Annotated in this window: 18 protein-coding genes; 11 read left to right on the forward strand and 7 right to left on the reverse strand. The window is 71.3% G+C overall.

All coding sequences use genetic code 11. The features are described 5' to 3' along the window. Positions 1 to 40 precede the first annotated feature (40 nt). The 9 genes from DEJ50_RS18570 (at position 41) to DEJ50_RS18610 (ending at position 5,810) form a co-directional block, all read left to right on the forward strand. Entirely contained in the window at positions 41 to 457 is a 417-nt protein-coding gene (locus tag DEJ50_RS18570; protein ID WP_223837806.1) for an ATP-binding protein, read from the forward strand. Between the two features lie 67 nt (positions 458 to 524). Then, on the forward strand, positions 525 to 869 hold the full coding sequence (locus tag DEJ50_RS18575; RefSeq protein ID WP_150209100.1) for a hypothetical protein: 345 nt from the start codon (positions 525 to 527) through the stop codon (positions 867 to 869). A 219-nt stretch (positions 870 to 1,088) separates the two neighbouring features. Next, a complete protein-coding gene (locus tag DEJ50_RS18580) occupies positions 1,089 to 1,469 on the forward strand; it encodes a DUF6221 family protein (RefSeq protein WP_150209101.1) in 381 nt (126 codons plus the stop codon). A 77-nt stretch (positions 1,470 to 1,546) separates the two neighbouring features. Beyond that, complete coding sequence (hemB, locus tag DEJ50_RS18585) at positions 1,547 to 2,548, forward strand: porphobilinogen synthase (protein WP_150209102.1); 1,002 nt, start codon at positions 1,547 to 1,549, stop codon at positions 2,546 to 2,548. 37 nt (positions 2,549 to 2,585) lie between these two features. Further along, positions 2,586 to 3,353 (forward strand): alpha/beta fold hydrolase, encoded by a 768-nt coding sequence (locus DEJ50_RS18590; protein ID WP_223838129.1) that lies wholly within the window; start codon positions 2,586 to 2,588, stop codon positions 3,351 to 3,353. Beyond that, positions 3,350 to 3,835, forward strand: coding sequence for a DinB family protein (locus DEJ50_RS18595; protein WP_150209103.1), 486 nt, complete (start codon positions 3,350 to 3,352; stop codon positions 3,833 to 3,835). The genes DEJ50_RS18590 and DEJ50_RS18595 overlap by 4 nt, the downstream gene beginning before the upstream one ends. Before the next feature lie 79 nt (positions 3,836 to 3,914). Beyond that, positions 3,915 to 4,187, forward strand: a complete 273-nt coding sequence (locus DEJ50_RS18600) for a DUF1876 domain-containing protein (RefSeq protein ID WP_150209104.1) — start codon at positions 3,915 to 3,917, stop codon at positions 4,185 to 4,187. A 172-nt stretch (positions 4,188 to 4,359) separates the two neighbouring features. Next, positions 4,360 to 5,502, forward strand: a complete 1,143-nt coding sequence (locus tag DEJ50_RS18605) for a polymorphic toxin type 44 domain-containing protein (protein WP_223837807.1) — start codon at positions 4,360 to 4,362, stop codon at positions 5,500 to 5,502. 20 nt (positions 5,503 to 5,522) lie between these two features. After that, a complete protein-coding gene (locus DEJ50_RS18610; protein WP_223837808.1) occupies positions 5,523 to 5,810 on the forward strand; it encodes a hypothetical protein in 288 nt (95 codons plus the stop codon). 64 nt (positions 5,811 to 5,874) lie between these two features. On the opposite strand, the gene DEJ50_RS18615 is transcribed toward DEJ50_RS18610, so the two are convergent. The 3 genes from DEJ50_RS18615 to argS all read right to left on the reverse strand — a co-directional run bounded on the left by DEJ50_RS18615 (position 5,875) and on the right by argS (position 10,217). Continuing rightward, complete coding sequence (locus DEJ50_RS18615; RefSeq protein ID WP_411757622.1) at positions 5,875 to 6,681, reverse strand: VOC family protein; 807 nt, start codon at positions 6,679 to 6,681, stop codon at positions 5,875 to 5,877. Between the two features lie 104 nt (positions 6,682 to 6,785). After that, positions 6,786 to 8,324 carry a hypothetical protein gene (locus tag DEJ50_RS18620; protein WP_150209107.1) on the reverse strand — a complete coding sequence of 513 codons (1,539 nt, stop codon included), beginning with the start codon at positions 8,322 to 8,324 and terminating at the stop codon, positions 6,786 to 6,788. Between the two features lie 117 nt (positions 8,325 to 8,441). After that, positions 8,442 to 10,217 (reverse strand): arginine--tRNA ligase, encoded by a 1,776-nt coding sequence (gene argS, locus DEJ50_RS18625; protein ID WP_150209108.1) that lies wholly within the window; start codon positions 10,215 to 10,217, stop codon positions 8,442 to 8,444. Between the two features lie 171 nt (positions 10,218 to 10,388). On the opposite strand from argS, the gene lysS reads away from it, so the two are divergent. Continuing rightward, on the forward strand, positions 10,389 to 12,125 hold the full coding sequence (gene lysS / locus DEJ50_RS18630; RefSeq protein WP_150209109.1) for a lysine--tRNA ligase: 1,737 nt from the start codon (positions 10,389 to 10,391) through the stop codon (positions 12,123 to 12,125). 78 nt (positions 12,126 to 12,203) lie between these two features. On the opposite strand, the gene DEJ50_RS33985 is transcribed toward lysS, so the two are convergent. The 4 genes from DEJ50_RS33985 to DEJ50_RS18650 all read right to left on the reverse strand — a co-directional run bounded on the left by DEJ50_RS33985 (position 12,204) and on the right by DEJ50_RS18650 (position 15,665). After that, on the reverse strand, positions 12,204 to 13,880 hold the full coding sequence (locus DEJ50_RS33985; RefSeq protein WP_190344569.1) for a DUF2637 domain-containing protein: 1,677 nt from the start codon (positions 13,878 to 13,880) through the stop codon (positions 12,204 to 12,206). Positions 13,881 to 13,947: 67 nt separating this feature from the next. Next, positions 13,948 to 14,697, reverse strand: coding sequence for a DUF3558 family protein (locus DEJ50_RS18645; protein WP_150209110.1), 750 nt, complete (start codon positions 14,695 to 14,697; stop codon positions 13,948 to 13,950). Between the two features lie 99 nt (positions 14,698 to 14,796). Then, complete coding sequence (locus DEJ50_RS34725; RefSeq protein ID WP_223837810.1) at positions 14,797 to 14,937, reverse strand: hypothetical protein; 141 nt, start codon at positions 14,935 to 14,937, stop codon at positions 14,797 to 14,799. After that, complete coding sequence (locus tag DEJ50_RS18650) at positions 14,910 to 15,665, reverse strand: DUF3558 domain-containing protein (RefSeq protein WP_223837811.1); 756 nt, start codon at positions 15,663 to 15,665, stop codon at positions 14,910 to 14,912. The genes DEJ50_RS34725 and DEJ50_RS18650 overlap by 28 nt, the downstream gene beginning before the upstream one ends. Before the next feature lie 172 nt (positions 15,666 to 15,837). Here DEJ50_RS18650 and DEJ50_RS18655 point away from each other — a divergent pair, with 172 nt between their 5' ends. Next, positions 15,838 to 17,031: an RtcB family protein gene (locus tag DEJ50_RS18655; protein ID WP_150209111.1), complete on the forward strand. Its 1,194-nt coding sequence runs from the start codon at positions 15,838 to 15,840 to the stop codon at positions 17,029 to 17,031. Positions 17,032 to 17,066: the final 35 nt, after the last annotated feature.

Below are 17,066 nucleotides of genomic sequence, written 5' to 3' on the forward strand. Positions count from 1 at the left end.
CGACTCCTCCACGCTAGTCACACAACGCGACGATCCGTGCGTGAATGTGGAATCCCAACCGGCCCTGTTGCGCGAGCGGCTCTACCCCCGCAGCCGCCAAACCGTCCGTCCCGCCAGGGAGTTCGCGGCGGAGACCCTCTACGCGTGGGGTGTCGAAGGCCGCCGCGACGACGTGTTGCTCTGCGTGAGCGAGCTCGCGACCAACGCCCTGCTGCACGGGGTGCCGCCCGGCCGCGGTTACCGGCTGCGGCTGCTCCGCTTCGAGGGGGTCGTACGGGTCGAGGTCCACGACAGTGGGGGCGGGCTGCCCCGGGTCGGGGAAGCGGACCCGGGGGCGGTCGGCGGGCGGGGGCTGCTGATCGTCGCTGTGGTCGCGGACCGGTGGGGGGTCGGGGCGCGGGTCCCGGGGAAGGTGGTGTGGTGCGAGTTCGGCCTCGGCGCGGGCGGAGCCCAGTGACGTACCCAGGCGGGATTGAGTACCTGTGCGGATCCGGGCGCCCCCGTTGGCGGGGTTGAGTGTCCCCATGACCGAGATCGACGAGCGTGACCGCCGGGCCTTCATCGCGCCGCTGGCCACCACCCTGTTGACGCTGCCGCTGGCCTTCGTGTCGTTGCTGTACGCGGGGCTGTCGCCGATGGCCTGTGACTCCTGCGGCGAGCAGGCGGCGGACGCCTTCGACGCGAGCTTCGAGATCGCCTGGCCCGTCTTTATGACGGGGCTGGTGGGTGTGCTGGTGCTGCTGGTGTGGTGCTGGGCCCTGCCGTGGCGGACGCGCAACGCCGACCGGCGCGTCGGGATCGCGATCGCCGCGCCCGCCGTGGTGCTGGTGAACGCGGTGGTGTTCGCGGGGCTGCTCGACCTGCCGTAGCCGGACGGGCGATGGTCTCTCCCGCCGTGGGCACCGCCCCGCCGGGTGCGGTGAGTTCGACGGCGACGGCTCGCCCTTCCGCGCGGATCTGCCCGATCGCTGCGAAGGGGATCCGCACCTCCTCGGCGCGCCGCCGCAGTACGAGTGCGTCGCCGTCGCGCCGGAGCACGGCGATCAAATCGCGAGAGCCGGGCTCGGCGCCTGGTCCAGGATGACCCCATGAGTCAAGACCTGGTGACATTCCTCCACGCACGGCTGGACGAGGAGGCCGAGCTGGCCCGACGCTGCGGCGGTGACGGCTGCGGGGAGTGGACCGCTGACGGGCGCACGGTGGACTTCCGCCACGGCGAACTCCCCGGCTTCCATCCCTCGATCGCCCTGCACGTGGCGCTGCACGACCCGGCTCGCGTTCTGCGGGAGGTCGAGGCAAAGCGACGCGTGCTCGCCCGCCATGTGTTCAGTCCGGCCTCGGGCGACCCCGAACTGCCGTGGGACAACATCGACGACTGCCAGTACGACGGTGAGACCTGGCCGTGTGACGACCTGCTCGACCTCGCCTCGCCTTACGCCGATCACCCTGACTACCCGCGACGACCCTGAGACGGAAATCATCGAGCCGCGAAGTGCGGGTCTAGGCTTGTGCCGACTGCTGTCGAAGTTCGAAGAGGCGACTGAAGATGAGCACGTACGGATCCTTCCCCGGCACCCGGCCGAGGCGGCTGCGGACCACCCCGGCGATGCGGCGGATGGTGGCCGAGACGCGCCTGCACCCCTCGGACCTGATTCTTCCGGCCTTCGTACGCGAGGGGATCAGCGAGCCGATCGCGATCTCCGCCATGCCCGGCGTGGTCCAGCACACCCGGGACACCCTGCGGAAGGCCGCCGTGGAGGCGGTCGAGGCCGGGGTGGCGGGGATCATGCTCTTCGGCGTACCGGCGGACGAGAACAAGGACGCGCTCGGCACGGCGGGCACCGAGCCCGACGGCATCCTCCAGGTCGCCATCCGGGACGTGAAGGCCGAGGTCGGGGACGAGCTCGTCATCATGTCGGACCTGTGCCTGGACGAGTACACCGACCACGGCCACTGCGGGGTGCTGGACGCGGACGGCCGGGTGGACAACGACGCCACCCTGGAGCGGTACGCGGAGATGGCGCAGGTCCAGGCCGACGCCGGTGTGCACATGGTCGGGCCCAGCGGGATGATGGACGGCCAGATCGGGGTCATCCGGGACGCGCTGGACGAGACGGGCCACGAGGACGTGTCGATCCTCGCCTACACCGCGAAGTATTCGTCCGCGTTCTACGGGCCGTTCCGCGAGGCCGTTGCGTCCTCGCTCCAGGGCGACCGCAAGAGCTACCAGCAGGACCCGGCGAACTCCCGCGAGTCGATGCGCGAGCTGGCGCTGGACCTGGAGGAGGGCGCCGACATGGTGATGGTCAAGCCGGCCGGACCCTACCTGGACATCCTGTACCGGGTCGCGCAGGCCGTGGACGTGCCGGTGGCCGCGTACCAGATCAGTGGCGAGTACGCGATGATCGAGGCGGCGGCGGAGAAGGGCTGGGTGGAGCGCGACCGCGCCATTCTGGAGACGCTGACCGGCATCAAGCGGGCGGGCGCGGACACGATCCTGACCTACTGGGCGACCGAGGTCGCCGGCTGGCTGCGCCGCGAGCGCTGACGCCGGGGGTGACGGCGAGGGGGGATGGGGCGTGACGATTCGTCAAGCAGCGGTGAGCCGGGCCGGGAACGCCCTGATGCGCTGGGTCGAGCTGCCGGGCGCCGATCCGGCGCGGGTCTATGTCCACGGCCTCGGCGGCATGTCCACGGCCTACTTCGCCCGGGTCGCCGCCGATCCCCGGCTCGCCGGGCACCGCTCGCTCCTCGTGGACCTGCTGGGGTTCGGGCTGAGCGACCGGCCGGCAGACTTCGACTACCGGCTCGAGTCGCATGCGGACGCGCTCGCCGAAGCGCTCCGCACGGCGGGCGTGACCGCCGCCGACGTGGTGGGGCACAGCATGGGCGGCGCGGTGGCGATCGTGCTGGCGGCGCGGCATCCCGAGCTGGTGGCCCGGCTGGTGCTGGCCGAGCCCAACCTGGATCCGCAGACTCCGGTGCGGGTGCCCGGCAGCAGCGGTATCGCCCTGTACTCCGAGGCGGAGTTCACCGGGGGCGGCTTCGCGGAAACGCTGGACCGCGTCGGCCCCGGCTGGGCGGCCACCATGCGGCTTGCCGACCCGCTGGCGCTGCACCGCAGCGCCGTGCACCTGGCCCGGGCGACCGAGCCGACCATGCGGGAGATGCTGCTCGGCCTGCTGGTCCCGCGCACCCTGCTGTACGGGGAGCAGGGCGAGGCGCCGGGCCGGGAGGCGGAGTTGGCGGCTGCCGGGGTGCGTATTCAGGGCATCGCGGGGGCCGGGCACAACATCTCGCTGGACCAGCCGGAGGCGTTCGTCCGGGCGACCGTGGCGGGGCTGGCCCGGTGACGGCGCCGGAGCCCGGCTGGCAGCAGCTGGCGCTGACCATGTTCCGGCGGGTGCGGGCGGAGCTCGGGGAGGTGCTGGCGGCGGACGATCCGGCCCGGGTGGCCGCGGGCGGAAACTCGGTGGGCTGGCTGGTCTGGCACGTCCTGCGCGGCCAGGACCGCAACCTTTCCGAGCTGGCCGGGACCCCGCAGCTGTGGGTGTCCGGCTGGGCGGAGCGGTTCGGCCGGCCCGCCGATCCCGGGGACACCGGGTACGGGCACACGCCCGCGGAGGCGGAGGCCTTCACCGCCGTGCCCGACCGGCTCGCCGGGTACGCCGATGCGGTGCAGGCGATGATCGAGCGGTATCTGGCGGGGGCGCCGGCGGGGGATCTCGGACGGGTGGCCCCCAGCCCCACCCTCGGCACCGCGGACACCGTGGCCGAGCGGCTGGCCGGGCAGCTCCAGGACTCCTTGATGCACCTCGGCCAGATCCGCAGCTGATCAGCCCGGCCCCGGTCGCGTCCGGCGGCGCAGGGGAGCACCCTGGAGGGAGAGGGTGACCCCCTGGAGGTGATTCGACATGCCCACACTCGCAGGCTGGCATGTGGAGCTGGAATTCTCCGAGGAGGGCCACCGCACCAGCGCGGCGACCCTGCTCAGGCTCCCGGACGGCACCGAGATGAAGGCGCGCGGCTATGCCATGCGCCATCCGTCCGACCCGCAGCAGCTACGGGTCGGTGAAGAGATCGCGGGCGCCCGCGCGCTCATGGATCTCGCGTCCCAGCTGCTCCAGAAGGCACACGTGGAGATCGACGAGGCGACGGGGAGGCATTCCTACCCGCTGACCCACTGAGGCGGATACGGCCGTGCGGGACCTTCGGGTCCCGCACGTGCGTGGTGCCGTCCGTTGCGCCGTCCGCTGCGTCGGCGGGGTTGGGTTCCGGGGCCAGGGGTGCGACGGTGGCATCCGGACACATCCGCGCGAGGCGTCTTGTGGGGGAAGCGTGCTCACGTACCAGGAAGTGATGACCACCGATTTAGGCCGGCTGAACACGGCGGCGGCCCGCTGGGACGGGATGGCCGGCGAGTTCAAGAAGATCGAGGACCGGTACGCGGAGAGCGTGCAGAAGCTCGCCCCGGGGCAGAAGTGGCTGGGGTCGGCCGCGGGCATGGCGCAGACGAACTTCGCGGTGACCCGCCAGGAGTACGCCGCCGCGCAGACCCAGGCGAAAGCGGTGGCCGGCATCCTGCGGGAGGCTTACACCGGGTTCACCGACCTGAAGAAGAAGGTCGAGTCGGCGCGGAAGGACGCGGTCGAGGCCGGTATGAGGGTGTCCGAGACCGGCCGGGCCACCTTCGATTTCGACCGGGTCGAGGACCCGGCACAGGCCCGGCTGCTGCGCCGGGACCCCGGACTGCGGGAGGCGGAGGACTCGTGGACCGCGCACATCGCGCAGGCGGTGCGGGCGGTCGAGGAGTTCGACACGGCGGTGAAGCAGGCGCTCGAAGCGGTGGTGGTGGACTCCAACCCCTTCGACGGGACGTTCGCCGGGTTCAACGGCTCGGCGAAACCGGTGATCCCGCCCACCGGACCGGCGCGCAGCGAGCAGAAGTTCACCGACGCGGAGAAGTTCATCTTCGACGAGATGAAACGGAACGTGGACTCGGACACGGTCCGTCAGCTGCAGAGCCTGCTGCGCAAGCCCGAGTGGTACGAGTTCGGGCGCAACCACGGCAACGACATCAACGCGGCGCTGGTGATGTGGGGCGTGAAGGTGGCGCCGGGGCAGGACTGGGACCACAAGCCGCAGCTCCAGGACCGGTACGACCTGCGGCACAAGGACGACTACTTCTTCAAACAGCCGGGGCAGAACCGCGAGGTCTTCTACGACATCTACTCCAATGTCCACTACGGCTATGTCGGCCGGGCCGCCGGTTTCGACCCGGACACCCTCATCAAGGGCGCATCGCTGGGTGAGACCCTGCTCACCGGTGACGACGACCACGGTGATCAGATCACCATGAGGGTCGGGATGGAGCTGTACGACAAGTACGGGAAGAACATGACGCAGGAGCAGCTCCGGCAAGGGATCGAGGAGGCGATGGACCGGATGGAGCAGGCGAAGCGGGAGGGCCGGGACGTGCCGCAGATCAGGGCCACCGGATGACCCGCGGGCAGGTGGGGTGTGTGGTTGCACCGGTGGCGGCGCTGGGCACCGCGGTCCTGGGGACGGTGCTGTTGTCCGCCGCCTGGCGGGCCTGTGACGTGGGGGTCAACGCCTCGGCGAACGGGTTCGCGCTGCTGATGTACGGGGCGTTGCTGGCGCTGCTCGCGGCGGGCTGGTGGGGTGTCCTGGCCGGGTACGTCGGGCGGTGGAGCCTGACGGCCGCCCTGGCGGGCGGGCTGATCGGGTCGGCGGTCATGGTGTGGGTGTTCGTGGCCCTGCTGCGCGAGCCGGCCGGGTACACCTGCTGAGAGGTGTGGGAGGAGGCGCACCGGGAGGGCGTTCCCCGTGCGCCCCGTGACACCACCCCGGCCGTCAGACCGGTTGCTCGGGCGCCTTCGCGGCGATGACGGCGAACACCGCGCCCTGCGGGTCGGCCAGGACGGCCATCCGCCCGGCCACCATGTCGAAGGGCGGCGCCAGGACGTTGGCGCCCGCCCGGGTCGCCGCCGCGGTGATGCTGTCCGGGTCGTCCACGTTGAAGTACGGCAGCCAGTGCGGCGGCGTTCCCGGCGGGGCCTTCTCCAGGCCCATCATCCCGCCGACGGCACGGCCGTCGACCTGGAACTCGGTGTAGCCCTCGGCGCCCTCCATCTCGGACGGCACGAACGTCATGGGCAGCACGCGACCGTAGAACTCCGAGGCGCCGGCGGTGTCGTTGGTGCTGAGCTCGTTCCAGATCAGTGCGCCGTGCTCGTTGACGATGCCGGCGCCGTAGAACTCCCCGGCCTCCCACACGCCGAACACCGCGCCCTGCGGGTCGGTGAGGACTGCCATCCGGCCGAGGTCCATGACGTCCATGCCGGGCATCATCACCTGCCCGCCGGCGTCCCGGACGGCCTTCTCGGTCGCCTCCACGCTGTCCGTGGCCAGGTACGTCGTCCAGACCGCCGGCGGCAGCGGGTCGGGCACGGTTCCGTCCGGGTTCATCGCGGCCATGATCCCGGCGACCGGCTTGCCCTTGAGCTCGCAGACGGCGTAGCCGCCGGTCTCGTGCGGGCCGACTTCCCCGGACCAGCCGAAGAGGTCGCTGTAGAAGTCGATCGCCGCCTGCTGGTCGGGGGTCATCAGGTCGATCCAGCAGGGGGTGCCGGCCTTGTAGGGGCCGTTCTTGTCGGGCACGAGGCCTCCGGGATGGCTGGGTAGGGGTCGGACGGGCCGTCCCCTACCCGGCCCGTACGGCCCGAATCGAGCCGTACGGGTGACTCCCGGGTGTCCGGTTGCGGTCAGGCGGTGGTGCGACGGCGGCGGCCGGTGCCGGCCACCAGGGCCACGCCCAGGGCCACGGCCACGCCCGCGCCGCCCAGCGCCCAGCTGGTGGCCGGGTCGGCGCCGGTGGCGGCGAGTTCGCCGTTGTTGCCGCCCTGGGGGGCGGGGTCGTTCGGCGCCGGGGTGGGAGCGGGGGTGGGGGTCGGGGCGGGGGTCGGGGTGTCGGTGTCCGTGCCGCCGCCGCCGTTGTTCCCGTTCCCGGTGCCGTTGCCGCCGCCGTTGTTGCCCGTGTTCGAGCCGGCCGGCAGGAGCTTCGACAGGACGCCCTTGGAGCGGGACTCCACCCAGGTGTCGCCCTCCGGGTCCCCCTCGGCGAAGCCGAAGGCGCGGAAGACCAGGTCGCCCGGCTTGGCCTTCGCGGAGAACTTCACCCGGATCTTGACCTCGAAGGACTTGCCCGCCGGGACCGGGCCGCCGGCCAGGTCGACGCCGAGGAAGAAGCCGTCGTTCTCGTTCCGGATCTCGGCCTTGTGCCAGCCCTTCCGGCCCTGCTTGTCGGTGCTGTAGACCTCGACCGTGACCTGCGAGGTCTTCAGCGGGACCCAGTCGGGGCGGGCGATGACCAGACCGGCGTCGTACCGCTTCAGGGCCTGCTTGCCGGTGTTGTCGACGCGGACCGACAGGTTCGTCCAGGCGTTGTCGCCCGCGACGATGTTCTCGGGGACGCCGTTCACGGTCAGCTTCGGGCCCTCGACGATGGTCGGGCCCTGCGTGTCGCCCTTCGCACCGACGATCCGGGTCTCGTGCCAGGAGGTGGGGGAGTGGTTGACCTTGCCGCCGTTGCGGCTGATGCCGTCCGCGGAGAGCTCGAACAGCTCCACCGGGACGTCGGCGGTGAACCGGATGCGTACGTCCACGCCGTAGACCTGGTTCTTGGCCACGGAGGCCGTGGTGCCCAGCGAGTAGACGAGCGCGGGGCCGTACTGCTCGGCGCGCATGGCCTGGACGGGCGTCCAGACGCTGTTCCCCGACGCGTCCTTGACCAGCCGCTCGACCTTGACGTGCTTGGCCTTGAACTTGTCGTCCCACTGCATGACGGCCAGGCTCGGCGTGAAGTTGGGTACGGCGATGTGGCCGGTGTTGTCGACCTGCACGGTCAGCCGGGTCCAGTCGCCCCCGGGCTTGAAGCCGGCCTTCGGGATGCCCTGGACCTCGATCTCGGGGCCCATCAGGAAGCCCTCGTTCGAGGAGTCGAACTCTTCCTTGTCGGGCGTCCCGGCCTTGGGCTCCGCCTTGGGGGCGGGCTTGGACTCCGTTTTGGCTTCCGGCTTGGCTTCCGGCTTCGCCGGCGGCTGCACGGCGGGCTTCTCCGCCGCCGGAGCCGCCGGCGTCGCCGACTCGGAGCCGGTGTCCGGCGCCGCGTTGTCTTCCTTCGGTGCCGCGTCCGGGACGACGACCGCCGGCTGCTTGTCGTCGGCCATCGCGGGCGACGACATCAGGACGGTCGGCCCGGCCACCGCGGCTGCGGCGACCAGGGCCACGCGCTTGAGCTTCACTCTGTTCCCTCCCCGTGGCACCGGGCACACGCGCCCGGCCCACCCCTAGCTGAACTTGTTCAATCTAGGCAGGAAACAGCCATTCGCACAGTCGGTTTCGGTCACGAAACGCCAACGTCAGAGGCGCTCGGGGGTCCGGATGCCGAGGAGGGACATTCCCTTGCTGAGGGTGCGGGCCGTGAGGTCCACCAGGAAGAGGCGGTTCTCGACCTGCTCGGGGGTGTCGGCCTTCAGGACCGGGCACTGGTCGTAGAAGGTCGTCAGGTGCGAGGCCAGCTGGTACAGGTACGCGGCCAGCTTGTGCGGGGCGTACTCCTTGGCCGCATCGGCGATCAGCTCGCCGAAGCCGTCCAGGTGCAGGCCCAGCGCCCGCTCGGCCGGAGCCAGCGGAAGCTCCGGGTGGGCGGCCGGCTTCGCGTCCCCTGCCTTGCGCAGGATCGACTGGATACGGGCGTACGCGTACTGGAGGTAGACGGAGGTGTCGCCGTTGAGCGAGACCATCTGGTCCAGGTCGAACTTGTAGTCGCGCGCGGCGGACGTCGACAGGTCGGCGTACTTCACCGCGCCGATGCCCACGTGCCGGCCGTTCTCGACGATCTCCTGCTCGCTCAGGCCCACCTTCTCGGCCTTCTCCCGGACCACCGCCGTCGCCCGGTCCACCGCCTCGTCCAGCAGGTCCACCAGCCGGACCGTCTCGCCCTCACGGGTCTTGAACGGCTTGCCGTCGGCGCCGAGGACGGTGCCGAAGGCGAGCTGGTAGGCGTGGGTGTCCTCGTTCAGCCAGCCGGCCCGGCGGGCGGTCTCGAAGACCATCTTGAAGTGCAGGGACTGCCGGGCGTCCACCACGTACACCAGGCTGTTCGCCTTGAGGTTGGACACCCGGTCGCGGATTGCCGACAGGTCGGTGGCCGCGTAGCCGAAACCGCCGTCCGACTTCTGCACGATCAGCGGGGTCGGCTGGCCGTCCGGGCCCTTGTACTCGTCGAAGAACACGCACAGCGCGCCGTTGGAGCGGACGGCCACGCCCGACTCCTCCAGCAGCCGGCAGGTCTCCCCCAGCATGTCGTTGTAGCCGGACTCGCCGACGATGTCGGGGTCCTGGATGTCCATGTCCAGCTTGTCGAAGACCGAGTAGAAGTAGATCTTCGACTCGTCCACGAACCGCTGCCAGAGGGCCAGGGTCTCCTCGTCGCCCGCCTGGAGGTCCACCACCCGGGCCCGGGCCCGGGTCTTGAACTCCTCGTCGGCGTCGAACAGCGCCCGCGAGGCCTTGTAGAGGCGGTTGAGGTTGCTCATCGCCTCCTCGCCGGACTCTTCGGCCGACTTGTCGGCGGCCTTGTGGTCCAGCTCGTGCGGGTGCTCCAGCAGGTACTGGATGAGCATGCCGAACTGGGTGCCCCAGTCGCCGATGTGGTGCCTGCGGATCACCTGCTCGCCGGTGAACTCCAGGATCTCCACCATCGCGGCGCCGATCACGGCGGACCGGAGGTGGCCGACGTGCATCTCCTTGGCCACGTTCGGCTGCGCGTAGTCGATCACCGTGGTGCCGGCGGCCGGGTTGACCGGAACGCCGAGGCGGTCGTCCGCGGCCCGCGCCGCCAGGGTCTCGACGATCGCCCTGTCGGAGACGGTGATGTTGAGGAAGCCGGGGCCGGAGACCTCGATCTCCCCGATGACCCCGCCCTTGTCCAGGCCGGCGAGCACGGTCGTGGCGAGCTCACGCGGGTTGGCCTTGGCCTTCTTCGCGAGCGCCAGGATGCCGTTGGCCTGGAAGTCGGCCCGGTCGCTTCGTCGCAGCAGCGGGTCGGCGGCACCGGCCTCCGGCAGGGCGGAGACGAGGGCGTCCGCGACGCGCTGAGTGACGTTCGAAGCGAGGGAAGGGACCGAGGCCATGAGCTGCCGTTCCTGTCAGGGTGTGAGCATGGGGTGTTCCTACGAAAGAGGAGTATCCCACGGGAGGGCTGCGCGTTTCGCGGGATAAAGCAACCCCGGAGCGGCTCCCTCCGTCTGGGAGAATGGCCTTCGGTAAGGCTGAAGCCAGCATTTGAAACAGAAGGACGTGACGTGGCTCAGAGCGCCCAGAGCAGCACCGAGACCGACTGGGTCTCCCGTTTCGCGGACGAGGTCATCGCCGAGGCGGATCGTCGTGCGCCGGGCAAACCCGTGGTCGTCGCGTCCGGACTCTCCCCCTCCGGCCCCATCCACCTGGGCAACCTCCGCGAGGTCATGACCCCGCACCTGGTCGCGGACGAGATCCGCCGCCGGGGCCGCGAGGTCCGCCACCTGATCTCCTGGGACGACTACGACCGCTACCGCAAGGTGCCCAAGGGCATCCCGGGCGTCACCGAGGAGTCCCACGCCCAGCACATCGGGCGCCCGCTGACCTCCGTCCCGGCGCCCGAGGGTTCGGCGTACCCGAACTGGGCCGAGCACTTCAAGGCCGCCATGGTCGAGGCGCTGGCCGAGCTGGGCGTCGAGTACGACCCGATCAGCCAGACCGAGCAGTACACCGCCGGCGCCTACCGCGAGCAGGTGCTGTTCGCGATGAAGCACCGCGGCGACATCGACGCCGTGCTCGCCCAGTACCGGACCAAGCCCAAGGCCGGCAAGAAGCAGTCGCAGAAGCCGGTCGACGAGGCCGAGCTGGAGGCCGCCGAGGGTTCGGGTGCGGCCGGTGAGGACGACGGCAGCGCCGAGGGCACGGAGTACTTCCCGTACAAGCCGTACTGCGGGGCCTGCAACAAGGACTTCACCAAGGTCACCTCCTACGACGACGCGACCACCGAGCTGACCTACGTCTGCACCGAGGACGAGTTCACCGAGACCGTGAAGCTGTCGGAGTTCAACCGCGGCAAGCTGGTCTGGAAGGTCGACTGGCCGATGCGCTGGGCCTTCGAGGGCGTGATCTTCGAGCCCTCCGGCGTGGACCACTCCTCGCCCGGCTCCTCCTTCCAGGTCGGCGGGCAGATCGTGCCGCTGTTCGGCGGGGAGCAGCCGATCGGCCCGATGTACGCCTTCGTCGGTATCAGCGGCATGGCCAAGATGTCCTCCAGCAAGGGCGGGGTCCCGACCCCGGCCGACGCGCTGAAGATCATGGAGCCGCAGCTGCTGCGCTGGCTGTACGCGCGCCGCAAGCCCAACCAGTCCTTCAAGATCGCCTTCGACCAGGAGATCCAGCGGCTGTACGACGAGTGGGACAAGCTGGAGGCCAAGGTCGCCGACGGTTCCGTGCTGCCGGCCGATGCCGCCGCGCACGCCCGCGCCGTCCGGGTCGCCTCGCACGAGCTGCCGCGCACCCCGCGCCCGATGCCGTACCGGACGCTGGCGTCCGTGGTCGACGTCACCGCCGGGCATGACGAGCAGACCCTGCGGATCCTCTCCGACCTGGAGCCGGACCGTCCGCTGGCCTCCCTGGACGAGGTCCGGCCGCGGCTGGACCGCGCCGAGAACTGGATCACCACCCAGGTCCCGGCCGACCAGCGGACGCTGGTGCGGGACACCGCCGACGTCGAGCTGCTGTCCTCGCTGGACGAGGCCGGACGGGAGTCGCTGCGGCTGCTGCTGGAGGGCCTGGACTCGCACTGGTCGCTGGACGGGCTGACCACGCTGGTCTACGGCGTGCCGAAGGTGATGGCCGGGCTGGAGCCGGACGCCAAGCCGACGCCGGAGCTGAAGGTCGCCCAGCGCGAGTTCTTCGCCCTGCTGTACCGGCTGCTGGTGACCAGGGAGACCGGGCCGCGGCTGCCGACGCTGCTGCTGGCGGTCGGGGCGGACCGGGTGCGGAAGCTGCTGGCCGCGTAGGTCGCACGGATGTGCCGAGGGCCCGCATCCCGGGGACGGGGTGCGGGCCCTCATGCATGGGTTGGGTCGTCTCGTGGCTCAGGCGATGTGTTCGGCCTCGGCCTCGAGCTGGTAGCGCTGGCGCAGCTGCGGCATCATCCGGCGCAGCAGCGAGGCGCTGCGCGGGTGGGTGACGCCGTAGCCGTCGGCGAGGTGTATGTCGAGCGCCTCGGGGGTCGGGAAGTTGCCGTGCTCGTCGATGAGCATCCGGAGCACCTTGTACGCCGCTTCGGCGAACTCGTACTCGTCCTCGTCGTGCGGGCCGGCGGTGCGGGTCTCGTCCGGGCCGGTCGGGCCGGTCGGGCCGGTCGGGGGGAGGACCGGGGTGGGCTCCAGGCCTTCGACGTACTGGGGGTTGTAGCCGCCCTCGTACGCGGCCTGGGGGGCCTTGGGGGCGGCGAACCAGGCGCTGTCGTGGGCGGCGGGCATGGCGGTCGGGTCGACCGCGAAGGCGGGGGGCTGGTGGCCCTGCGGGGCTTGATCCCCCACCCCGCCCCTTCCCGAAACCGGGGCTCCGCCCCGGACCCCGTCCGGGCCCTGGGCCGGGGCTCCGCCCCGGACCCCGTCCGGGCCCTGGGCCGGGGCTCCGCCCGGCCCGGCCGGGGCCAGGCCTGCGGCCTCGCCGACCGGCAGCCCGGCCTGGGCCGGGGCCGGGGCGGCCGTGGTCTGGCCTGCGGCCTCGGCGGCCGGATGCGGGGTCTGGCCTGCGGCCAAGACGCCGTCGGGGCCCTGGCCCGGGGCTCCGCCCGGACCGGCCGTGGCCTGGCCTGCGGCCAGGACCCCGTCCGGGCCCTGGGCCGGGGCCGGGGCGGCCGTGGTCTGGCCTGCGGCCTCGGCGGCCGGATGCGGGGTCTGGCCTGCGGCCAAGACGCCGTCGGGGCCCTGGCCCGGGGCTCCGCCCGGACCGGCCGTGGCCTGGCCTGCGGCCAGGACCCCGTCCGGGCCCTGGGCCGGGGCCGGGCCGGCCGGGAGGGCCGGGCCGTGGGATTGGCCTGCTATGGCCTGGGCGGCCGGGGGCAGCAGGACCGGGTCGATGCCGGCTGCGGCCAGGCCGTCCGGGGCGGTCTGGGACAGGGGGACGCCGATCCGGGCGAGGCGGAGCGGCATCAAGGCCTCCACCGGCGCCTTGCGGCGCCAGGCCCGCCCGTAGCGGGCCTGGAGCCGGGCCTGGTAGATCAGCCGGTCCTGCTCCATGCCGACGGCCTGCTCGTAGGAGCGCAGCTCCCACAGCTTCATCCGTCGCCACAACTTGAAGGTGGGGATCGGGGAGAGCAGCCAGCGGGTGATGCGGACGCCCTCCATGTGGCGGTCCGCGGTGATGTCCGCGATCCGGCCCACCGCGTGCCGGGCCGCCTCCACCGTCACCACGAACAGCACCGGGATCACCGCGTGCATGCCGACGCCCAGCGGGTCCGGCCAGGCCGCCGCACCGTTGAACGCGATCGTCGCCGCCGTCAGCAGCCACGCCGTCTGGCGCAGCAGCGGGAACGGGATGCGGATCCAGGTCAGAAGGAGATCGAGGGCGAGCAGCACACAGATGCCCGCGTCGATTCCGATCGGGAACACCAGCGAGAAGTCGCCGAAGCCCTTTTTCAGCGCGAGTTCGCGCACCGCGGCGTACGAGCCCGCGAAGCCGATCGCCGCGATGACCACGGCTCCGGCCACCACGACGCCGATCAATATTCGGTGCGTCCGAGTCAGCTGCATCGCGGCCACCCGCGATCCCCTCCCACTCCCACTATTCGAGCTCTGGCAGCCACAGCGTACGGGGGGTGGCCGGGAGTTACTGCTGGGGCTGCTGGTTCGCGCTGCCGATGGCGCCCACGGCCTCCTTGGCGGCGGTGATCGCGCCCTCCAGCAGCTTGGCCTGATCGGGGGCCTTTGCACCCTCGTAGGCGGCGCCGTTGTAGTCGAGGGTGAGCACCACGTTCTGGCTGCGGGCGATGATCGTGGTGTTGAAGGACTCCACGTCCTTCTTCACGCTGTAGGTCACGCTGGTGGCCTGGTCGCCGACCCCGCCCGCGGGCTCGGCCTTGACGTTCTGGGCGCCTTCGGAGGCCTTGGCCGCCTCGGTCTGCTTGGCCAGCTGTTCCTCGGCGCGCTTGTTGCCGCTGCCGAGGGTGGAGTGCGAGTCGTAGCGGACCAGGGAGACTGCCAGCCAGCGGTAGTCCGAGCCCTTCAGGCCGTCCTCGTCGAGGCCGTTCCAGGAGCAGCCGGCCCGGTTGGCCAGGTCGTTGGACTTGGTCGCCGTCCCGTTCTTGTCCTTGACCTCCGGGACCAGCGTCTCGATGGTCTTCGCCTGGATCACCTTGCACGGGTCGGGCAGCTTGTCGAACGCGGCCTTCTCCGGCTTGGCGGCCGAGGGCTGGGCGCTGGGCGCTGCCGCGGAAGCGGACGATTCGGGCTTCTTCTTGTCGTCGTCGGAGCCCGAGCCCCCCTTGCCGGAATCGGACGAGCAGCCGGCCACGGTGAGGACCACCGGGACGGCTGCGCAGGCGAGAAGGCGGGTGAGGCGCGAGGCTGATCGGTGCATGATTCCTTCAAAGACTCGTCGGCGGGACCCGGCAACGGTAGCCCGACCGGGGGACGGCCTGCTGTGCGCGCCGTCACGCGGACCGCGTGCGGGCGCCGCTCAGTCGTCGAAGCGGGCGGCCAGCGCCTCCGCCAACTCCAGTGCGAAGTCCTGGCTTTCCTCGGCTTCGGGCACCGTGCCCGGGACCGAGGGCTGGACGCTGTAGTCGACCGTCACGATGACGTTCGAGGTACGGAACACAATGCGCACCGTCCGGGACTGGGCGGTGGCGCCGGCCGCGCTGAGCCGGTCGTCCAGGAACGCCTCGTCGCCGAGGCTGTCCAGGACGCGGGAGCCTGGGGTGGTGGGGGTGATGGTGGGCGCGGGGGTGGTGCTCGCGCTCGGGGGGTGCCGGGGGAGGGCGTTCCGCCGGCCGTCGAGGGGGCCTGGGCGCCGGGTGACCCCGGTGCCGTGGTCGACGGCGCCGACGGGTTCGGGGGTGCCGGGGGCGGGGAGGTGGCGGTGGTCACGGCCGGCAGGCCGGCGCCGACGAGCTGGCGCTCGTAGACCTGGTGGGCCTTGTCGTCGTCGCTGTCCGCGGCGCGGTCGTAGGACACCACCCGCTCGAAGCCGACGTACAGCAGGCGGGTGGTCTCGGTGCCCTCGGCGTCCTGGGCCTTCCAGCGGCAGCCGACCCGCCGGTCCCCGTCGTAGGAGGTGTCGGCGGTCCCGGCGTACAGCTGGTCCTTCTGCTCGGAGGTCAGCGCGGAGTCGACGGGGAGCATGGCCTTGAGCCGTTTGCCGTCGACGGCCTTGCAGGGCATCGGCAGGCTCCGGTACTTGCCGGGCGGTGCGGGCGCGGGGGCGCTGAGGCCGCCCTTGGCGTCGCCGTCGCGGTCCCCGCTCCCGCTGCCGCCGGTGCACCCGGCCACCAGCGCGGTGGCCATCGCGATACCCGGCAGGGCCAGCCGTACTGCCTTGCGCTGCACGTCCTGTGGCTCCCTCGGTCGGAAATTCCGTTGCCGCGGTCTGGCTGCGGCTGGACACAATGTCTACCGCACGCGCTGGCGCTGACGCCGGTCCCCTGTCGTCTTTGGGGCCAAGAGCGAGGCTTTTTGCGTATTCAGACTTTTCTTTGGTTTACGGGGTAGTGGGGACGATATGTCATATGTAGAGGTGCCCGGGGCGAACGTCCCGATCCGGATGTGGACCGATCCGGCGTCGGTCGAGGACAGCGCCATGCAGCAGCTCCGCAATGCCGCCGGCCTCCCGTGGATCAAGGGACTCGCGGTCATGCCGGACGTGCACTACGGCAAGGGCGCCACGGTCGGCTCGGTGATCGCGATGAAGGACGCGGTCTGCCCGGCGGCGGTGGGCGTGGACATCGGCTGCGGCATGTCGGCGGTGAAGACCTCCCTGACGGCGAACGACCTGCCGGGGGACCTGTCGAAGCTGCGCTCCAAGATCGAGCAGGCCATTCCGGTGGGCACCGGGATGCACCGCGAGGCACTGGACCCGGCCCGGCTGTACGGGTTCGGGCAGGCCGGCTTCGGGGACCTGTGGGAGCGCTTCGACTACCTCGCGGACGAGGTCAAGTTCCGGCACGAGCGCGCCACGCGGCAGCTGGGCACGCTGGGCAGCGGCAACCACTTCGTCGAGTTCTGCATCGACGAGGAGGGCGCGGTCTGGCTGATGCTGCACTCGGGGTCCCGGGGGATCGGAAACGAGCTCGCCGCGCACCACATCGGTGTTGCCCGCGGGCTCTCCCACAACCAGGGCCTGGTGGACCGGGACCTGGCGGTGTTCCTCGCGGCCACTCCGGAGATGGACGCCTACCGCAACGACCTGTACTGGGCGCAGGAGTACGCCCAGTACAACCGCGCGGTGATGATGGCCCTGTTCAAGGAGGTCGTCCGGAGGGAGTTCCGGAAGGCCAAGGTCTCCTTCGACCGCGAGATCAGCTGTCACCACAACTACGTGGCGGAGGAGCGGTACGAGGGCATGGACCTGCTGGTCACCCGGAAGGGCGCGATCCGTGCCGGCAGCGGCGAGTACGGGATCATCCCGGGCTCGATGGGCACGGGCTCGTACATCGTGAAGGGACTCGGCAACGAGAAGTCCTTCAACTCCGCCTCGCACGGGGCGGGCCGGAAGATGAGCCGGACCGCGGCGAAGAAGCGGTTCTCGGCGCGGGACCTGGCCGAGCAGACCCGGGGCGTGGAGTGCCGGAAGGACGCGGGCGTGGTCGATGAGATCCCGGGCGCGTACAAGTCGATCGAGCAGGTCATCGACCAGCAGACGGACCTGGTGCAGGTGGTGGCCAAGCTCAAGCAGGTCATCTGTGTGAAGGGCTGAGGCCGCGCTGCGCGGCGGGGCCGCTGCGACTACGG

This window comes from Streptomyces venezuelae, from assembly GCF_008642295.1.
GTDB classification, from domain to species: domain Bacteria; phylum Actinomycetota; class Actinomycetes; order Streptomycetales; family Streptomycetaceae; genus Streptomyces; species Streptomyces venezuelae_C.

Bases quoted from the DNA above. Each gene is read 5' to 3' on its own strand.
- DEJ50_RS18575 (WP_150209100.1), top strand. From the start codon at position 525: ATGACCGAGATCGACGAGCGTGACCGCCGGGCCTTCATCGCGCCGCTG.
- DEJ50_RS18580 (WP_150209101.1), top strand. From the start codon at position 1,089: ATGAGTCAAGACCTGGTGACATTCCTCCACGCACGGCTGGACGAGGAG.
- hemB (WP_150209102.1), top strand. From the start codon at position 1,547: ATGAGCACGTACGGATCCTTCCCCGGCACCCGGCCGAGGCGGCTGCGG.
- DEJ50_RS18600 (WP_150209104.1), top strand. From the start codon at position 3,915: ATGCCCACACTCGCAGGCTGGCATGTGGAGCTGGAATTCTCCGAGGAG.
- DEJ50_RS18605 (WP_223837807.1), top strand. From the start codon at position 4,360: ATGACCACCGATTTAGGCCGGCTGAACACGGCGGCGGCCCGCTGGGAC.
- argS (WP_150209108.1), bottom strand. From the start codon at position 10,217: ATGGCCTCGGTCCCTTCCCTCGCTTCGAACGTCACTCAGCGCGTCGCG.
- DEJ50_RS18645 (WP_150209110.1), bottom strand. From the start codon at position 14,697: ATGCACCGATCAGCCTCGCGCCTCACCCGCCTTCTCGCCTGCGCAGCC.
- DEJ50_RS18655 (WP_150209111.1), top strand. From the start codon at position 15,838: ATGTCATATGTAGAGGTGCCCGGGGCGAACGTCCCGATCCGGATGTGG.